We start from the raw sequence: 18,375 nt of genomic DNA, 5'->3' as shown, positions 1-18,375 counted from the left end.
AACAACCACCCTGCCCTTAGGAGCAACAACATGTACCGACGCAAACTCCCCCTGGCCGCATCGCTGCTGGCCCTGGGCGTCGCCACGCCAACCGTCCACGCCGAGGCTCAACCCGAAGAGAAAGCCGAAGGCTTCCTCGAAGGCGCCAGCCTCGACATCCTCGCCCGCAACCTCTACTTCAACCGCGACGCCCGCAAAGGCCAGTCCATGCCGCCGCGCGGCAACGGCTACTCGGAAGTCTGGGCGCAAGGGATCATGGGCAAGTTCGAGTCCGGCTTCACCCAGGGCACGGTCGGCGTGGGCGTGGATGCCTTCGCCATGCTCGGCTTCCAGCTCGATACCGGCGGCGGCCGCAACGGCGCCGGCAGTTCGGTGGACGTGCTGCCCACCGACAACGAAGGCAACACCGAGAGCGACTACGCCAAGGCCGGTGGCGCCGCCAAGGTGCGCCTGTGGGACACGGTGCTGAAGGTCGGCGACGTATTCCCGGAGACGCCCGTGGTGCACTACGGCGACTCGCGCCTGCTGCCGGAAAGCTTCCGTGGCTTCACCCTGCAGAACACCAGCCTCGACGGCCTGACCCTGCAAGGCGGCCGCCTGCACTCGATGAGCCAACCGCAATCGCGGCAGATGGACGACGGCTTCGAGACCTTCTACGCAGGCCCGGTGGATTCGCCCTGGCTCGCCTACGGCGGCGGCGACTACGCCATCAACGACCACGCCAGCGTCAGCCTCTACAGCAGCCGCCTGAAGGATGCCTGGAACCAGTACTACTTCGGCACCGCGCTGAACTTCCCGCTGACCGAGTCGGTGGAGCTGTTCGGCGGCTTCAACTATTACAAGTCGCAGGACGAAGGCCGCCAGCTGCTTGGCGAGTTCGACACCAACATCTGGAGCGCCAACACCGGCGTGCACTTCGGCGCGCACCGCGTGACCCTCAGCTACCAGCGCAACAACGGCGACAACGACTTCGACTACCTGCGCCAGTCCGACTCGATCTACCTGGACAACTCCATCCAGTACAGCGACTTCAACTCGCCGAAAGAGAAGTCCTGGATGGCCCGCTACGACCTCGACATGGCCACCTACGGCGTGCCGGGCCTGAGCTTCATGACCCGCTACGCGCGCGGCAGCGACGCCGACTACTCCAACGCCAACAGCGTGTACATGCGCCAGGATGACAACGGCAACCCACTCACCGACCAGAAACGCTGGGAGCGCGACGTCGAGGCCAAGTACGTGGTCCAGACCGGCAGCCTGAAGGACCTGTCGCTGCGCGTACGCCAGGCCACCACCCGCGCCACGGCCTTCGAGTCGGACCTGGATGAGGTGCGGCTGATCGTCGAGTACCCGCTGTCGCTGATGTAAACCGATGCGCCGTGGCGCCGGGCGGGCAGATGTCGGAATTGTCAGCTTCGGCTCAGCGTCCTGTTAGGCGCCGCTGCGTATAACGGTAGTCATCACCGCCCCACGGTCTGGTGATGACCCCGCAATACCGCTCCTCTTTCTGGCGCTCCACGTGCCCCTTTGGAGAGAGAGGAACACTTGGCGCCCATCTTGGGCGCCTTTTTTTTGCGCTGGATTCGCACCCGAAGCCTTGCAGGAACGTAGGGCGGATAACGTTCGACGTTATCCGCAGTTTGACCTTGGCTGCCGGTCCGCTCGGGTCCGAGCCCGGAGCGGTGAAGACGCTGGGCTCGACCACGAAGTTGGCGATGCGATGGGTGCAGCGGCGTATAACCGCGAACGGTTATACGCCCTACACGCGGGTCAGGCTTCGGGAGCGTGGCAGACCACTTCGATGTTGTGCCCGTCCGGGCCGATGACGAACGCGGCGTAGTAGTTCACGTGGTAGCGCGGGCGCAGGCCCGGCGCGCCGTTGTCCCTGGCCCCGCCGCCAGCGCCGCCTGATGAAAGCCGTCAACCTGCTGGCGGGTCTCGGCGGTGAAGGCCAGATGCAGGTGCGCCGGCTTCTCCTCGGTCTGGAACAGGCACAGGGAGGCCTTGCCCTTGGGGCTGAGCTCGACGCCGTAGCTCTGCTCGCCCTCCGAGGCGATCTCTACGCCCAGGGGCTCGAGGGCCTTGAGGAAGAAGGCCTTGCTTGCGGCGAAGTCGCTGACACCGAATTTGACGTGGTCGAACATAGGCGCTCCTTGCGTGTGGGGTGGCGTGGGATTGGGTGCCGGGAAGACTATAGATGGCTGATGGCTGGGGGAAAATTGGCCCGCTGCTCAGGGGACAGACTGTAGGAGCGAGCTTGCTCGCGAACGGCCCCGCAGCGGGATTTGTTCGCGATCAAGCTCGCTCCTACGAAAAGCGGATTTGTCCCATGCATCCCCACGGGTGGGCGAATCAGGCTGGGGGTCCGGCCAAGCGCGGACAAGGGCTGGGTGCCGCTGTGTCTCCTACGGGAGCGCATGGGGCGGCGGGCTTTTGTAGGAGCAAGCGTCTTTTCCGGGGAGTCCGTCGCTGGGTTTTCCCCTCACCCCAGCCCTCTCCCGGAGGGAGAGGGAGCCGTCCGTGCCGGCTGACGCCATGGTTTCATCCTGTGCCGAACGGTCCCCTCTCCCGCTTGCGGGAGAGGGTTAGGGGCTCTTGATCTCGTAGGAGCGGCATTGGTCAGGCGTATAACCGCGAACGGTTATACGCCCCACGAAAAGCCACTGAGTTACGCATCCTCCGCCTTGCGATGCATCCACCGATACAACGCTGGCAATACCAGCAGCGTCAGGGTGGTGGACGAGAGGATGCCGCCGATCACCACGGTGGCCAGCGGGCGCTGCACTTCCGCGCCGGTGCCGGTGGCGAGCGCCATCGGCACGAAGCCCAGCGACGCCACCAGCGCCGTCATCAGCACCGGGCGCAACCGGGTCAACGCGCCCTCGCGGATCGCCACGTCGAGGCTGCGCCCATCCTCTCGCAAGCTGCGAATGAAGGAGATCATCACCAAACCGTTGAGCACCGCCACGCCCGACAGGGCGATGAAGCCAACGCCAGCGGAGATCGACAACGGGATGTCCCGCAACCACAAAGCCACCACGCCGCCAGTCAGGGCGAAGGGAATGCCGGTGAACACCACCAGTCCGTCGCGCAGGTTGTTGAACATCATCATCAGCAGGGTGAAGACCAGCAGCAGCGCCACCGGCACCACGACCTGCAAACGTTGCGCGGCCGATTCCAGCTGTTCGAACTGGCCGCCCCAGGTGGTCCAGTAGCCGGCCTGCAGCTTCACCTGCTGTTCGATCCTCCCACTGGCCTCGGAAACGAACGAGCCGATATCCCGCCCGCGCACGTTGGCGCTCACCACCACCAGGCGTTTGCCGTTCTCGCGGCTGACCTGGTTCGGCCCCTGGATCAGCTCCAGGCGCGCCACTTCGCCCAGGGTGATGAAGCCGATTCGCGTGTCTGTCGCGTTGGCCGGGGCCGGCACCGGGATGAGCATGCGCGACAGCGCGTCGGTGTCGCTGCGCAGGTTTTCCGGCAGGCGCACGATCAGGTCGAAGCGGCGGTCGCCCTCGAACAGCGTGCCGGCCTGGCGACCACCCACGGCCACCGCCACGGTGTCCTGGATGTCACCGACATTGAGGCCGTAGCGGGCGGCGCGCTGGCGGTCGATGTTGACGGTGAGCACCGGCAGGCCGCTGGTCTGCTCGACTTTCACTTCCGACGAGCCCTGCACCCGGCGCAACACCCCGGCGATCTGTTCGGCGGTCTGGTTGAGTACCGCCATGTCGTCGCCGAACACCTTCACCGCCACGTCGCTGCGCACCCCGGAAATCAGCTCGTTGAAGCGCAACTGGATCGGCTGCGACAGCTCGTAGGCGCTGCCCGGCACGCCGTTGGCGGCCTCCTGGATTTCCGCTTCCAGCTGCGCGCGGGGCTTGTTCGGGTCGGGCCACTGGTCCTTGGGCTTGAGCATCACGTAGGCGTCGGAGATGTTCGGCGGCATCGGGTCGGAGGCGATCTCGGCGGTGCCGGTGCGGCTGAACATGCGCTCGACCTCCGGCACCTTGGCCAGCACCTGCTGCTCCAGGCGCTCCTGCATGGCCACCGACTGCGACAGGCTGGTACCCGGCGTGCGCAGCGATTGCAGGGCGAAGTCGCCCTCGCCCAGGCTCGGCACGAACTCGCTGCCCATGCCCCTGGCCAGCAGCCCGGAGAGCACCACCAGCACGGCCGCGCCGGCGAATACCCAGCCGCGCCGCGCCATCACCGCATCCAGCACCGGCACGTAGGCGCGGCGCGCGCCGCGCATCAGGATGTTTTCCTCTTCCTTCACCTTGCCGGTGATGAACAGCGCGATGGCCGCCGGGACGAAGGTCACCGAGAGGATCATCGCCCCCAGCAGCGCCAGCACCACGGTGAAGGCCATGGGGTGGAACATTTTCCCTTCGACGCCGGTGAGGGCGAAGATCGGCAGGTACACCACCATGATGATCAGCTGCCCGTAGATCAGCGCGCGGCGCGCTTCCCTCGAGGCGGCGAAGACTTCGTGCATCCGCTCGCTGCGGGTCAGCATGCGGCCATGGTGCTGCTGCGCGTGGGCCAGGCGGCGGATGGCGTTCTCGACTATCACCACGGCGCCGTCGACGATGATGCCGAAGTCCAGCGCGCCAAGGCTCATCAGGTTGGCGCTGATGCGGTTGCCGAACATGCCGGTGAAGGTGAAGAGCATCGCCAGCGGGATCACCATGGCGGTAATGAGCGCCGCGCGGATGTTGCCCAGGAACAGGAAGAGAACCGCGATCACCAGGATCGCGCCCTCGGTGAGGTTGCGCTTGACCGTGGCGATGGCCTTGTCCACCAGTTGGGTGCGGTCGTAGACGGTGACCGCCTTCACCCCCGCCGGCAGGGTGCGGTTGATCTCGGCAAGTTTCTCGGCGGCGGCGCGGGCGACGGTGCGGCTGTTCTCGCCGATCAGCATGAACACGGTACCGAGCACTACTTCGCGGCCGTTCTCGGTGGCGGCGCCGGTGCGCAGCTCGCGGCCCAGCTCCACCTCGGCGACACTGCGCAGGCGGATCGGCGTGCCGTCGACGTTGGCCACGACGATGTTGGCGATGTCCTCGAGGCTGCCCACCTGCCCCGGTGCGCGGACCAGCAGCTGCTCGCCGTTGCGCTCGATGTAGCCGGCGCCGACGTTGGCGTTGTTGCGCTCCAGCGCCGCCACCACGTCCGCCAGGGTCAGCCGGTAGGCGGCCAGCCGGCGGGTATCCGGAGCGACCTGGAACTGCTTGGCGAAGCCACCGATGGTGTTCACCTCGGCCACGCCGGGCACGTTGCGCAGCTGCGGCTTGACCACCCAGTCCTGGATCACCCGCAGGTCGGTCGGCGTGTAGGGCGTGCCGTCCTCCTTGCGCGCGCCCTCCTCGGCCTCGATGGTCCAGAGGAAGATTTCCCCCAGCCCGGTGGAGATCGGCCCAAGCGCGGATTCCACGCCCTCGGGCAGCTGTTCGCGGGCCTGCTGCAGGCGTTCGTTGACCAGCTGGCGGGCGAAGAACAGGTCGGTGCCGTCCTTGAAGATCACCGTCACCTGGGACAACCCCGAACGGGAAATCGAGCGGGTCTGCTGCAACCCCGGCAGCCCCGCCATCGCGGTTTCCACCGGGTAGGTGACGCGCTGTTCGGTCTCCAGCGGGGTGAAGCCCGGCGACGAGGTGTTGACCTGCACCTGCACGTTGGTGATGTCGGGCACCGCGTCGATGGGCAGTTTCTGGTAGCTGGCGATCCCCAGGCCGGCCATGCCCAGTACGGCGAGCAGGACCAGGTAGCGCTGCTCGATGGCGAAACGAATGATGCGTTCGAACATGCTGGCGCCCCGTCAGTGTGCGTGGGAGGCCGAGCTTTTGCCCAGCTCCGACTTGAGGATGAAGCTGCCCTCGCCCGCCACCTGGTCGCCCGCCGAGAGCCCCGCGAGCACCTCCACCTTGCCGGCGCTGCGCATGCCCAGGTCGACCGGGCGCACGGCGAAGCCTTCGGCGTTGCGCACGAACACGCTGGGCTTGCCCTCCACCTCCTGGATCGCCTGTTCCGGCACCGCCACCGGCACCTGCCGCGCCCGGTCGCTGACCCGCACGTTGACGAACAGGCCGGGACGCCAGGCGCCGTCGGGGTTGGCCAGGGTGACGCGGGCCACGGCGCTGCGGGTCTGCTCGCCGAGCAGGTTGCCGACATAGGCCACGCGGCCGTCGACCTGCATGCCCAGGTCCGACGCCTCGACCCGCGCCGGCTTGCCCACCTGCACCCGCGCGAGGTCCTGCGGTGCGACGCTGAAGGTGGCCCAGACCCGCGACAGGTCGGACACGGTGAAGGCGGCGGTGGCCTCGCTGACCACCTCGCCCGGCACCAGATGCTTCTCCACCACCACGCCGTCGAAGGGTGCGCGCAGTTCATAGCGGTTGCCGCCAGCGCTGGCCGACACGCCGCTCAGCGCGTTGGTCTTCTGCCTGGCGTTGGCCAGGGCGATCCGGGCTTCCTCCAGATCCTGGCGCGCTTGCAGGTAGTCCTGCTCGGCGGAAATTTTCTCCTGCCACAGTTCACGCTCGCGCTCGAAGGTCTTGCTCGCCAGGCTCTCCCGGCGCTGGGCGGCGGCCAGCTCGCTGCGCAACTCGGAGACCTGCTGGCTGGCGATCACGGCCAGCAGCGCGCCCTTCTTCACGCTCTGCCCGAGCTCCACCGCCACCGACTCCACCACGCCCGGCGTGCGCGGCACGACGTGGGCGGTGCGGTCCTCGTCGAAGCCGATTTCGCCCGGCAGGCTGAAGGCTTCGTCGAGCTGACCGGGGCCGGCGCTCACCAGCTGGATACCGGCCGCGCCGATCTGCTCGGCGCTCAGGTGCAGCCCTTCACCCTCGGGTTCGGCCGACTCGGCGTGGGCGTGCTCGCCATCGGCATGGCCGGCGGATTCGCCGTGGCTGGCCGAAGCGGAGCCGCCGTGGTGCTCGCCATCGGCATGCGCCGCATCATCCTGATGCCCGGCGGGCGAGCGCTCGCCGATCTGCCAGGTGAACGCGCTGACGCCCAGTACCGACGCCAGTATCACGACGCCGGCGAGGTGGGTTCTCTTGATCATGGGGACTCCGCAAAAGGTCCGGCGGCGACGCGCGGGCGTCAGGCGCCGGGACTGATGAATAGGGGGTTCAGGTGCCGGATCAGGTCGTGGATGCACCAGTGTCCGGTGGGCCAGTGCCGGGTCGGCGCGGCGGCGGAGGTCGCCAGCAGGGCGAGCGCGAGACCCACGCCGACGCGCCAGCCGCTAGGGCGCCGCCGCGCCGACATCGCCGTAGACCCGCTCGATCCGCCCCCAGGCATCGCTGACCTGGGCCAGGGCCTGGAGGTACTGGTCGCGGGCGGTGATCAGGGTGCGCTGGGCGTCGAGCACTTCGAGGAAGCTGAACTTGCCCATCTCGAAGCCGCGGGTGGCGCTTTCCACCGCGGTCTGCGCGCTGGGCAGGATGGTGCTGCGGAAGGCATTCACCTCCACCTGCGCCGTGCTCCATTGCTGCAGGGCCTGCTGGGTTTCCTGGCGCAGGCGCAGCTCGGTGGCGTTGCGCAGGTCGCGCGCCTGGTCGGCGCGGCGGGCCTCGGCGAGGATGTTGCCCTGGTTACGGTCGAACAGCGGCAGCGGCACGCTCAGGCCGATCACCGCGATGCGGTCGCTCTTGCCGTCCTCGATGGCCTCCTGACTGCCGAGGCTGACGTCGAGATCGGGAATGCGCTGGGTCTTCGCCAGATTCAACGCCGCTTCGCCTTCTTCGATGCGGGTCTGCGCCAGGCGCATTTCCGCGCTGTCGCCCAGGCGACGCAGCAGCTCGTCGCTGCCGGGCAGGCGCGGCAGGCGGTCGGCGACGGCGCTGCGCACGGCGCTGAAGTCCGCTGCCGGCAACCCCATCAGGGCGGCCAGGTTCTGGTAGGCATCGGCCCGCTCACTCCGCGCCCGCTCCTGCTCTAGGCGCACCTCGGCCAGTTGCACCTGCGCACGGTTGGCTTCCAGCGGCGAGGCCTTGCCGGCGCGCACCCGCCCTTCCGCCGCCGTCACTCCACGCTGCGCCAGGTCAACCGACTGTTGCGCCAGGCGCTCCCGCTCCTGGGCACGCAAGGCGCCGTAGAAGCCGGCAATCACCGCGCCGCGCAGCTCATTGCGACGCACCTGCACACCCAGCGCGGCGGCGTCCTGACCGCGTTCGGCCAGGGCTACCCGCGCGCCGCGTTTGCCGCCCAGCTCCAGGGGCTGGCTGATGCCGACGGTGGTGGTGCGGTTGGCGGATTCGGTGCCCTCCTGCTCCCAGGACAAGGTCGGATTGGGCAGCAGCCCGGCCTGTTCGCGCAGGCCCTGGGCGATGCCGATGTCGCGGCCGCTGGCGGCCAGCTCGGGGTTGTTGGCGAAGGCGGCCCGCAGGGCCTCGTCGACGCCGATCTCGCGGCCCTGGGCCCAGCCGCAGAACAGCAGCAGGACCACGACCCAGCCACCCCTCGACGGCCAGCGGAAAACCTCTCCAGAACGACTCGAACGCACAGTGAACCTCGCGCAGTGGATTTAACTTCGACGGCGCACCGTCATTTCCACCGGCGAATCTAGAAGCGCCTCTCTAGCGGCAAGGTGACTGGATAATTACAAACATGTAATTGGCCAGCCGGCTCACTCTCGTTGTATGTATTTAAAAAGGACTACGCATATTTCCATGCAACTTCAGGAAACAATTGGCGAGTTTCAAGCGACCTACATCCACCCCTGAAAGCCTAGAAAACTCAGTGCCTTACAGAATCAATTCGCAACACTTCGCACGCCTCCGGCACGCTTGACCCTGAAGTCGCTACAGCTTTTAGACTGCGCGCCCTGTGCCCGGGACGGCGAACTTTCCTGCCCGCCTGAAATAGCGCGGCGCCACTCTATTCAAGTCATTACCGAGTAACTAATCCATGAAGATCCTGCTCATCGAGGACGACCACAAGACGGCCGATTATCTGCAACAGGGACTGAGCGAAAGCGGTTACGTGGTCGACCGCGCCGACAACGGCGTCGACGGCCTGCACCTGGCCCGGCAGTGCGCCTACGACCTGATCATCCTCGATGTGAACCTGCCGCAGATGGACGGCTGGGACGTGCTGGCCAGCCTGCGTCAGCACAGCGATATCCGAGTGATGATGCTCACCGCCCGCGGCCGCCTCACCGAGCGGGTCAAGGGCTTCGACCTGGGCGCCGACGACTACCTGCTCAAGCCCTTCGAGTTCCCCGAACTGCTGGCGCGGATACGCTCGCTGCTGCGCCGCAGCGAGCGCATCGAGCAGCCCCAGGTGTTGCAGATCGGCGGCCTGGAACTCGACCCCGGCCGCCACCGCGCCTACCGCGACAACCAGCGCATCGACCTGACCAGCAAGGAGTTCGCCCTGCTGCACCTGTTGATGAGCCGCAGTGGCGAAGTGCTCTCGCGCACCCAGATCATCTCGCTGGTCTGGGACATGAACTTCGACTGCGACACCAACGTGGTGGAAGTCACCGTCCGCCGCCTGCGGGCAAAGATCGACGATCCCTTCGCGGACAAGCTGATCCACACCCTGCGCGGCGTCGGCTATGTGCTGGAGGCGCGGGCATGAAACCGGCCAGCCTGTCGCTGCGCATCGGTCTGTGGGTCGGGCTGCTCGGCTCGGTGCTGATGTTCCTGCTGGTGACGCTGGCTTACCTGGCGCTCGATCACCAGCTGGACGCTCGCGCCGCGCGAGCGCTGGAGGACAAGCTCGGGCAGCTGCGCCACAGCCTGGACGTCGACCCCGGGCTTGCCGGGCTACCCCTGCTCGGCCATGCGCTGAAGGACCAACTGATGGGCCATGACAACCTGAGCGCCGTACTGCTCGACCCGCAACACGGCCAGCCGCCGCGCTTCAACAGTGGCCCGGCCGCCAACCTGGCGACCCTGGATGATCTCGCCGGCAGCGGCCAGCCGTTCAGCTGGAGCACCGAGGATGGCCGGCGCCTGCTGACCGGGCGAATCCTGGTGAAACTGCGCGACGGCAACAGCGTGCGGGTCTTCCTGAGCCTGGACCGCCGCGACGACGACGCCCTGCTCGGCGCCTTCCTGCGCTCCGCACTGCTGGCGATGCCGTTGTTGCTGCTGCTGATCGCCCTGGGCGCGCGCCTGGTGGCCAAGCGTGGCCTGCAACCGTTGCGGCGCTTCGGCAAGGTCGCTTCGCTGGTCTCCACCGAGGACCTCAGCCATCGCATCCCGGTGCAGCGCCTGCCCCGCGAACTGGGCGACGCCGCACGGGCGCTGAACCTGATGCTGCACCGCCTGGACGACGGCGTGCAGCAGCTCACCCAGTTCTCCGATGACCTCGCCCACGAGCTGCGCTCGCCGATCAGCAATCTGCTGGGCAAAGCCCAGGTGACGCTGTCACGGCCACGGGAGAATGCGGAGTACGAAGCGGTGCTGGCCTCGGGCATCGAGGAGCTGGAGCGGGTCACGCGCATCGTCAGCGACATGCTGTTCCTGGCCCAGGTCAGCCACCCCAAGGCACTGCTGCCCCGGGAGCCGGTGCAGCTGGATGAGGAAGTGCGGAAGGTCGCCGAGCTGTTCGCCTTCAGCGCCGAAGAGAAGGCCCTGGCGATCGATATCGACGGCCACGGCCGAGTGCTGGGCGACCGCCTGATGATCCAGCGCGCCATTTCCAACCTGCTGTCCAACGCCATCCGCCACAGCCCTGAAGGCGAACGCATCCGGGTGCGGGTCGACGCCGATCAGGAAGCAGTGGCGCTGCAGGTGGAGAACCCCGGCGCCGGTATCGCGCCACAGCACCTGGAGCACCTGTTCGAGCGCTTCTACCGGGTGGACAAGGGCCGCTCGCGCGCCGACGGCGGCACCGGGCTGGGGCTGGCCATCGTGCGCTCGATCATGGAGCTGCACCAGGGCACGGCCCGCGCCGAGAGTTCGGAGCAAGGCCCGACGCGCTTCTGCCTCAGCTTTCCTCCCTTGCCGGAGTGAGATTCTCAACGGGTGGTGCGGCATGCCACCCGCTCGGCGCGATACTCGACGGTCTGCTCGTCGCCGAAGGAGTCCTCGTAGCGCATCTGCACCGGCACCACGCCGCAGTCGCCGCTCATGGGCGTCACCGCCACCACGCGGGCGATGTCCAGGTTCATGCCGTAGGTGTACTGCTTCACCTCGGCCATCTGCTCCGCACTCGGCTGGCGGGCCTGCATGGCCTGCAGGCGGGCCTGCTCCATGCGGGCGAAGGTGATGTCGCCGCCGCCATCGGCCAGCGCCAGGGAAGACGTGCCCAGCAGGGCGGCGAGCAGGAGTACGCGTTGCAGTTTCATGGCAGTCACCTCGTCGGTGTGGTGGGGAATGACTCCACCTTACGGCGCCGCCCCTAACGGCAAGCTGAGGCGAGCATGACGATTCGGTAATCCGCCCGATTCAGTCGTTGACCTTCCCCCATGGGAAGGCTCTACACTGCGCGCCATGACTCGCCGTCTGCGTCTGCTCATCGTCCTGCTGCTCAGCCTTTCGCTTCCCCTGACCGGGATGGCGGGTATCGAGGCGCCGACCGAACCCTGCCCGATGCAGAGCATGGGCATGGGCCAGATGGCGGGCATGGACCAGGACTGCTGCCAGGACATGGGCAAGATGACCCAACACGGCAAGAAGGACTGCAAGAGCGGGCAGGAATGCAAGACCGGCAGCCTGCTGCAGGTCGCCGTTCTGAAAACCGCGCCCCCCGCCGCCACGCCCCAGCGTCCCGCGCCCTATAGCGACGTCGTGCTCAGCCAGGCGCCGCCCGACCTCTGGCGACCTCCCTGCGCCTGATTCCTCTCTCGATCTGAACCCTACTCGCGGCCCTCACGGCTGCCGGGTGGCTTGCGCCCATGCGCTGGTTTTCCAGAGGAATCCTCACCGTGACTCACGTCCGACTCCACCCCGGCTGGCTGCTGCTCGCGCTGCTGCCGGGCCTGTCGGCGCAGGCTGCGTCCCTGTCACTGGACGACGCCCTGTTGCTGGCCGAACGCAACGCCCCTTCCCTTCTCGCCCAGAGCGAGAAGGTCTCGGCGGCAAGAAGTGCTGCCATTCCCGCCGGAGAGCTGCCCGACCCCAAGCTCAACCTCGGTTTGCAGAACGTCCCCATCGAGGGTGACGAGCGCTGGACCACCCAGCGCGACAACATGAGCATGCAGGTGGTCGGCCTGACGCAGGAAATGCCCAACCGAGACAAGCGCAAGGCCCGCATCGAGACCGCGCAGGCCGCCGTGGAGCGCGCCGACGCCGAAGCCGGCGTCGAGCGCCTGAAGGTCCGCAGCGCCTCGGCGCAGGCCTGGATCGCGGCCTATACGCTGCAACGCAAGCTGGCCATGTTCGATGACTTCTACCGCGAGAACCGCCTGCTCGATGCCACCGTCCGCGCGCGGCTGGCCGGTGGCGGCGCCAGCACCGTGGACGCTGTCGCTCCGCGCCAGGAGGCCGCGCTGCTGGATGAGCAGAAGGACGACCTGCTGCGCCAGGCGGCCCAGGCGCGGGCGGCGCTCAAACGCTGGATCGGCCAGGACGCGCCGCCGCTGCTGGCGGGCGACTTCCCGCACTGGTCGATCGACGCCTCCCACTCGCTGCAGTCTCTGCACCAGCACCCGGAACTCGCCGCCTATGGCCCGATGACCCGCGAGGCCGAGGCCCTGGTGCGCGAGGCGGTGGCGGAGAAAAAGCCGGACTGGAGCTGGGAAGTGGACTACCAGCGCCGTGGCCGTGAGTTCGGCGACATGATGACGCTGCAGGTGAGCTTCGACCTGCCGCTGTTCACCGGCACCCGCCAGGACCCGAAGATCGCCGCACGCCGCGCCCAGGTCCGGCAGCTGGAGGCCGAGCGCGAGGCGCTGGCCCGCGAGCACGAGCAGCAGCTGGAGGACGACCTGGCGGAGTACCGGCGCCTGCAACGCGCCGTCGAGCGCAGCAGTGGCACCCTGGTGCCGCTAGCCGAGGAGAAGGTCCGCCTGGCCCTAGCCGGCTACCGCGCTGGCAAGACCGGGCTGGACGAGGTGGTCGGCGCTCGCCGGCAACAGGTCGAGGCGAGGCTCCGGCAGATCGACCTGCAAGGCGCCCTGGCGCTGGTCGCGGCGCGTCTCTACTTCACCTACGAGGAGGGCCGCGCATGAGCCGATTTCCTTTGAAGACATCCGCCATGCTGGTCCTCGCCCTGTCCGCCGGCGGCGCTGGCGGCTACTGGTACGCCCAGCGGCAGCACGTCCCCGCGCCGGAAACGGCGACCCCGACCACTCCGGAGCGCAAGCCGCTCTACTGGTACGACCCGATGGTCCCGCAGCAGCATTTCGATGCGCCGGGCAAGTCGCCGTTCATGGATATGCAACTGGTGCCGAAGTACGCGGATGACGCCGACAGTGCGGCGGCCGTTCACATCGAACCGGGCATCCAGCAGAACCTCGGTGTGCGCCTGGCCAGGGTCAGCCGTGGCAGGCTGGACCGCCAGCTGCAGGTGACCGGCCTGCTGACCTTCAATGACCGCGACGTGGCCTTGTTGCAGGTCCGCGCCAGCGGCTTCGTCGAGCGCACCTACGCGCTGGCGCCGGGCGACGTGGTAAAAGCCGGCGCGCCCATTGCCGACATCCTGGTGCCGGAATGGGCCGGCCTGCAGGAGGAATTCCTCGCCCTGCGCGGCGCCTCGGAACCGGCGCTGCTGGCGGCGGCGCGGCAACGCCTGCTGCTGGCGGGGATGCCCGCCGCGCTGGTCGAGCAGATCGCCCGCAGCGGCAAGGCCCGGCCGGTAATCACCCTGGCCTCGCCCATCGCCGGGGTGATCCGTGAACTGGATGTCCGCCCCGGCATGAGCCTCCCCGCTGGAGCGCCTTTGGCGCGGATCAACGGCCTGGGCCAGGTCTGGCTGGAAGCGGCGGTACCGGAGACCCAGGCCGGAGGGCTCAAGGTCGGTCAGGCCGTCGATGCACGCCTGCCGGCATTCCCGGATCGCCCGGTGACCGGCACCCTGGCCAGCATCCTGCCGGAGAACGATCAGCAGAGCCGCACCCTGCGCCTGCGCATCGAACTGCCCAACCCGGACGGCCAACTGCGCCCCGGCATGACCGCCCAGGTCAGCCTCGACCTGTCCGGGCAGGCCGACGTGCTGCAGATTCCCAGCGAAGCGGTGATCCGCACCGGCAAGCGCAACCTGGTGATGCTGGCCGAAGACCAGGGACGTTTCCGTCCGGTGGAGGTACGCCTGGGCCAGGAGAACGGTGGCCTGGTGGCGGTGCTGCAGGGGCTCGACGAGGGCCAGCGGGTGGTCGCTTCCGGGCAGTTCCTGATCGATTCCGAAGCCAGCCTGAAAGGCATCGAGGCGCGCACGGCGCAGGAGCCCGCAGCGGCCGTGGCCAAGCCAGCCCTGCATGAAGCGGACGGCCGCATCGTCGCCATCTCGGCACAGGGGCTGACCATCAGCCACGGTCCGTTCACCACCCTGGGCATGCCTGGCATGACCATGACTTTCGCCCTCGCCCGCCCCGAACTGGCGGAGGGCCTGAAGGTGGGCGAGCGCGTTCGCTTCGGCGTCAGCCAGGGCGACGCCGGGTTGGTCATCGAACAGGTCAGCCCGCAGGAGGACCGGCCATGATCGAGAAACTCATACGCTGGTCGGTGGCCAACCGCTTCCTGGTCCTGCTGGCCACGCTGTTCATCGTCGCCTGGGGCCTCTGGTCGCTGCGCAGTACGCCGATCGACGCGCTGCCGGACCTCTCCGACGTGCAGGTGATCATCCGCACCAGCTATCCGGGGCAGGCGCCGCAGATCGTCGAGAACCAGGTCACCTACCCGCTGGCCACCACCATGCTGTCGGTGCCCGGGGCGAAGACCGTGCGCGGCTTTTCCTCCTTCGGCGACAGCTTCGTCTACGTGCTGTTCGAGGATGGCACCGACCTCTACTGGGCACGCTCGCGGGTGCTGGAGTACCTCAACCAGGTGCAGTCGCGCCTACCCGCCAGCGCGAAGACGGCCCTTGGCCCGGACGCCACCGGAGTCGGCTGGATCTACCAGTACGCCCTGGTGGACCGCAGCGGCCGGCACGACCTCGCCCAGCTGCGCTCGTTGCAGGACTGGTTCCTCAAGTACGAGCTGAAGACGGTGCCCGACGTGGCCGAGGTCGCCACCGTGGGCGGCATGGTCCGCCAGTACCAGGTGCTGCTCGACCCGGTGCGGCTGGCCAGCCTGGGCATCACCCAGGGCCAGGTGATCGAGGCCATCGGCAAGGCCAACCAGGAAACCGGCGGCGGCGTGCTCGAACTGGGCGAGGCCGAGTTCATGGTGCGCGCCTCGGGCTATCTGAAAACCCTGGCCGACTTCCGCGCGATTCCGCTGCGCCTGGCCGGCAACGGCAGCCCGGTCACCCTGGGCGACGTTGCCAGCATCCAGCTCGGCCCGGAAATGCGCCGGGGCATCGGCGAGCTGGACGGCGAAGGCGAAGCGGTCGGCGGGGTGATCGTCCTGCGCAGCGGCAAGAACGCCCGCGAAGCCATCCTCCGGGTGAAGGACAAGCTTCAGGCGCTGAAGAAGAGCCTGCCCGAGGGCGTGGAGATCGTCACCACCTACGACCGCAGCCAGCTGATCGACCGCGCGGTGTCCAACCTCAGCCACAAGCTGATCGAGGAATTCATCGTGGTCGCGCTGGTCTGCGCCGCGTTCCTCTGGCACCTGCGCTCGTCGCTGGTGGCCATCGTCTCGCTGCCGGTCGGCGTGCTGATTGCGCTGATCGTGATGCGCCACCAGGGGATCAACGCCAACATCATGTCTCTGGGCGGCATCGCCATCGCCATCGGCGCGATGGTCGATGCGGCGGTGGTGATGATCGAGAACGCGCACAAGCGGGTCGAGGCCTGGCAGGAACGGCACCCCGGCACGCCGCTGGTGGGCGAGCAGCACTGGAAGGTGATGACCGAGGCGGCAGCGGAGGTCGGGCCGGCGCTGTTCTTCAGCCTGCTGATCATCACCCTGTCGTTCATCCCGGTGTTCACCCTGCAGGCACAGGAAGGCCGCCTGTTCGGCCCGCTGGCGTTCACCAAGACCTACGCCATGGCCGGCGCCGCCGGGCTGTCGGTGACCCTGGTGCCGGTGCTGATGGGCTACTGGATTCGCGGCCGCCTGCCGTCGGAACAGCGCAACCCACTCAACCGCTGGCTGATCCGTATTTACCAGCCGGCGCTGGACGCGGTGCTGCGCCGCCCTCGAATGACGCTGGCGGCCGCGGTGGTGATCTTCCTCACCACGCTGTGGCCGCTGTCCCGACTGGGCGGCGAGTTCCTGCCGCCGCTGGACGAGGGCGACCTGTTGTACATGCCCTCGGCCCTACCCGGGCTCTCCGCGCAGAAGGCCTCGGAACTGCTGCAGAGCACCGACCGCCTGATCCGCAGCGTGCCGGAGGTGGCCAGTGTGTTCGGCAAGGCCGGACGCGCCGAGTCGGCCACCGACCCGGCGCCGCTGGAGATGTTCGAGACCACCCTCCGCTTCAAGCCCAAGGACGAGTGGCGGCCAGGGATGACCAGCGAAAAACTGGTGGAGGAACTGGACCGCGTGGTGAAGGTGCCGGGCCTGACCAACATCTGGATTCCGCCGATCCGCAACCGCATCGACATGCTCGCCACCGGCATCAAGAGCCCCATCGGGGTGAAGATCGCCGGCACCGACCTCGCCGAGATCGACCGCGCCGCCCAGGCGGTGGAGCGGGTGGCCAAGGGCGTGCCGGGGGTGACCTCGGCGCTGGCGGAACGCCTCGCCGGCGGGCGCTACATCGATGTCGACATCGACCGCCAGGCGGCGGCACGCTACGGCATGAACATCGCCGACGTGCAGGCCATAGTCGGCAGCGCCATCGGCGGCGAGAACGTCGGCGAGACGGTGGAAGGCCTGGCCCGCTACCCGATCAACGTGCGCTACCCGCGCGAGTGGCGCGACTCGGTCGACGCCCTGCAGCAACTGCCGATCTACACCGCCCAGGGCGGCCAGATCACCCTCGGCAGCGTGGCGCGGGTGCGCATCAGCGAAGGGCCGCCGATGCTCAAGAGCGAGAATGCCCGCCTCTCCGGCTGGGTCTACGTCGACGTGCGCGGCCGCGACCTGGCCTCGGTGGTGGCGGACCTGCGCCAGGCAGTGGAGCGCGACGTGCGGCTCGCGCCCGGCATGAGCCTGAGCTATTCGGGCCAGTTCGAGTACCTGGAGCGCGCCAACGCCCGGCTCAAGCTGGTGGTGCCGGCGACCCTGGCGATCATCTTCGTGCTGCTCTACCTGACCTTCGGGCGCTTCGACGAGGCGCTGCTGATCATGGCCACCCTGCCCTTCGCCCTCACCGGCGGCGTGTGGCTGCTGTACCTGATGGGCTTCAACCTGTCGGTCGCCACCGGGGTCGGCTTCATCGCCCTCGCCGGAGTCGCGGCGGAGTTCGGGGTGATCATGCTGGTCTACCTGAAGAACGCCTGGGCCGAACGCCCGGAGGCCAGCGATCCCGCCGCGCTGCTCGACGCCATCCGCGAAGGCGCGGTGCAGCGCGTGCGCCCCAAGGCCATGACCGTGGCCGTGATCGTCGCCGGCCTGCTGCCGATCCTCTGGAGCAGCGGCACCGGCAGCGAGGTAATGAGCCGCATCGCCGTGCCCATGGTCGGCGGCATGATCACCGCGCCACTGCTCTCCCTCTTCGTCATCCCCGCCGCCTATTGGCTGATGCGCCGTCGTCAGGCCGCTGCGGCAACCCAATCTCACTCAGGAGAAATCGCATGAACATTCGCTACCTCTCGGCAGCCGCCCTACTGCTCGCCCTTTCCGCCCCGGTGATCGCCGAGGACACATCCGGTATGAACATGAGCGGCATGGACATGAGCGGCATGTCGATGGGTGCCCCTCAGACGGCACCCAGCGCCCACGCCGAAGGCACGATCAAGGCGATCGATGCCGCCCACGGCACGGTCACGCTGGCCCATGGCGCAGTGCCGGCCTTGCAGTGGCCGCCGATGACCATGGCGTTCAAGACCCGTGCGGGGCAACTGGACGGCCTGAACGTTGGCGACAAGGTGGCGTTCGACTTTCGTACCGGCAACGGTGGCGCGTCGATCGTGAACATTCGCAAGCAATGACGCCCGACTGAGGGCAGCACCTGTCCGCCTCCGATGCGGCGGGCAGGTGTCTCGGCGGCGCCGATCTTTTATTTCCTAAACATCATATCAATCGAATATATATTCCATAAGGTTATCAGGTAGACCGATTCATTCTTTCTCCGCATACCCCGCTTCCTGCCATATTCGGCCTCGCCGACGGGCCACCCCCGCGGCTCTATCGCGGGCCTCTCACACCCTGAACGCCCGCTCTCGATCATAGGGAAGCGCGCCGGATTGGCGCGTTCCGA

General features: G+C 67.9%; 14 protein-coding genes. 8 read left to right on the top strand and 6 right to left on the bottom strand.

Going from position 1 to position 18,375, the window contains the following annotated elements:
• Positions 1–30: 30 nt before the first annotated feature.
• Positions 31–1,368, top strand: coding sequence for an OprD family porin (locus tag ACNFBT_RS20765; RefSeq protein WP_416752569.1), 1,338 nt, complete (start codon positions 31–33; stop codon positions 1,366–1,368).
• Between the two features lie 476 nt (positions 1,369–1,844).
• Here the strand turns inward: ACNFBT_RS20765 and ACNFBT_RS20760 are convergent, their stop codons facing one another.
• The 5 genes from ACNFBT_RS20760 to ACNFBT_RS20740 form a co-directional block, all read right to left on the bottom strand.
• Positions 1,845–2,144 (bottom strand): VOC family protein, encoded by a 300-nt coding sequence (locus ACNFBT_RS20760; protein ID WP_416752567.1) that lies wholly within the window; start codon positions 2,142–2,144, stop codon positions 1,845–1,847.
• A gap of 524 nt (positions 2,145–2,668) precedes the next feature.
• Complete coding sequence (locus ACNFBT_RS20755; protein ID WP_416752565.1) at positions 2,669–5,809, bottom strand: CusA/CzcA family heavy metal efflux RND transporter; 3,141 nt, start codon at positions 5,807–5,809, stop codon at positions 2,669–2,671.
• Positions 5,810–5,821: 12 nt separating this feature from the next.
• Positions 5,822–7,072 carry an efflux RND transporter periplasmic adaptor subunit gene (locus ACNFBT_RS20750; RefSeq protein ID WP_416752563.1) on the bottom strand — a complete coding sequence of 417 codons (1,251 nt, stop codon included), beginning with the start codon at positions 7,070–7,072 and terminating at the stop codon, positions 5,822–5,824.
• Positions 7,073–7,110: 38 nt separating this feature from the next.
• Entirely contained in the window at positions 7,111–7,239 is a 129-nt protein-coding gene (locus tag ACNFBT_RS20745) for a hypothetical protein (protein WP_416752562.1), read from the bottom strand.
• Between the two features lie 16 nt (positions 7,240–7,255).
• On the bottom strand, positions 7,256–8,458 hold the full coding sequence (locus ACNFBT_RS20740) for a TolC family protein (protein WP_416752560.1): 1,203 nt from the start codon (positions 8,456–8,458) through the stop codon (positions 7,256–7,258).
• A 461-nt stretch (positions 8,459–8,919) separates the two neighbouring features.
• On the opposite strand from ACNFBT_RS20740, the gene ACNFBT_RS20735 reads away from it, so the two are divergent.
• Together ACNFBT_RS20735 and ACNFBT_RS20730 are read left to right on the top strand one after the other, a co-directional pair.
• The gene (locus ACNFBT_RS20735; protein WP_416752558.1) at positions 8,920–9,594 is read left to right on the top strand and encodes a heavy metal response regulator transcription factor; all 675 of its coding nucleotides are present in this window, start codon (positions 8,920–8,922) and stop codon (positions 9,592–9,594) included.
• Positions 9,591–10,976, top strand: coding sequence for a heavy metal sensor histidine kinase (locus tag ACNFBT_RS20730; protein ID WP_416752556.1), 1,386 nt, complete (start codon positions 9,591–9,593; stop codon positions 10,974–10,976). The genes ACNFBT_RS20735 and ACNFBT_RS20730 overlap by 4 nt, the downstream gene beginning before the upstream one ends.
• Before the next feature lie 5 nt (positions 10,977–10,981).
• Here the strand turns inward: ACNFBT_RS20730 and ACNFBT_RS20725 are convergent, their stop codons facing one another.
• A complete protein-coding gene (locus ACNFBT_RS20725) occupies positions 10,982–11,311 on the bottom strand; it encodes a DUF2790 domain-containing protein (protein WP_416752554.1) in 330 nt (109 codons plus the stop codon).
• Between the two features lie 145 nt (positions 11,312–11,456).
• Between ACNFBT_RS20725 and ACNFBT_RS20720 the strand changes: the two genes are divergently transcribed.
• The 5 genes from ACNFBT_RS20720 (at position 11,457) to ACNFBT_RS20700 (ending at position 18,106) form a co-directional block, all read left to right on the top strand.
• Positions 11,457–11,801 carry a hypothetical protein gene (locus tag ACNFBT_RS20720; RefSeq protein ID WP_416752552.1) on the top strand — a complete coding sequence of 115 codons (345 nt, stop codon included), beginning with the start codon at positions 11,457–11,459 and terminating at the stop codon, positions 11,799–11,801.
• Positions 11,802–11,890: 89 nt separating this feature from the next.
• Positions 11,891–13,135, top strand: a complete 1,245-nt coding sequence (locus tag ACNFBT_RS20715; protein WP_416752550.1) for a TolC family protein — start codon at positions 11,891–11,893, stop codon at positions 13,133–13,135.
• Positions 13,132–14,604, top strand: coding sequence for an efflux RND transporter periplasmic adaptor subunit (locus ACNFBT_RS20710; RefSeq protein ID WP_416752548.1), 1,473 nt, complete (start codon positions 13,132–13,134; stop codon positions 14,602–14,604). The genes ACNFBT_RS20715 and ACNFBT_RS20710 overlap by 4 nt, the downstream gene beginning before the upstream one ends.
• Positions 14,601–17,753 carry an efflux RND transporter permease subunit gene (locus ACNFBT_RS20705; protein ID WP_416752547.1) on the top strand — a complete coding sequence of 1,051 codons (3,153 nt, stop codon included), beginning with the start codon at positions 14,601–14,603 and terminating at the stop codon, positions 17,751–17,753. Before ACNFBT_RS20710 ends, ACNFBT_RS20705 begins: the two co-directional genes overlap by 4 nt.
• The gene (locus ACNFBT_RS20700; RefSeq protein WP_416752546.1) at positions 17,750–18,106 is read left to right on the top strand and encodes a copper-binding protein; all 357 of its coding nucleotides are present in this window, start codon (positions 17,750–17,752) and stop codon (positions 18,104–18,106) included. Before ACNFBT_RS20705 ends, ACNFBT_RS20700 begins: the two co-directional genes overlap by 4 nt.
• The last annotated feature ends 269 nt before the right edge of the window (positions 18,107–18,375 follow it).

This window comes from Pseudomonas sp. NY15181 (assembly GCF_048068055.1).
Lineage (GTDB): Bacteria > Pseudomonadota > Gammaproteobacteria > Pseudomonadales > Pseudomonadaceae > Pseudomonas.
The sequence above is the reverse complement of the archived record's forward strand: the minus strand, read 5'-3'. Positions and strand labels throughout refer to the sequence as shown.